Genomic DNA, 346 nt, shown 5'->3' on the forward strand with positions numbered 1-346 from the left:
TCAGGAAAATAACTCATTGTGGTATTGGTTTGCAATACCTATTATACTGATTATTCTATGCCTCATCCTGGCATATCGTTACCACCAAAAAAGGAAAAAAGGGCGAGGTAAAGGTAAACTTCGATGCTTATGCTACGATGAGCATGTATCATAATAAGATTGCTCGACAGGGTTTCAACAACCCATATTATTGATTTAGTCCATAAATGGCAAACATTGAATGACTTCCCCCTTGGCGGCCTTGGTACGCAACGCACGTGGCGAATCGCCAAAAGACGGAGTTGAAGTACATTTACCAATGTATCGTCCTACTGCTAAGGCAACAACATCCTTGTTTGGAACAGAT

At 41.0% G+C, this 346-nt stretch carries 1 protein-coding gene; it reads left to right on the top strand.

The features are described 5' to 3' along the window. Positions 1–220: 220 nt before the first annotated feature. A partial coding sequence (locus D0T87_RS25250) for a DUF4842 domain-containing protein (protein WP_370526970.1) occupies positions 221–346 on the top strand: 126 nt, incomplete at its 3' end.

The organism is Bacteroides sp. 51 (assembly GCF_010500965.1).
In the GTDB taxonomy this organism is placed as follows: domain Bacteria; phylum Bacteroidota; class Bacteroidia; order Bacteroidales; family Bacteroidaceae; genus Bacteroides.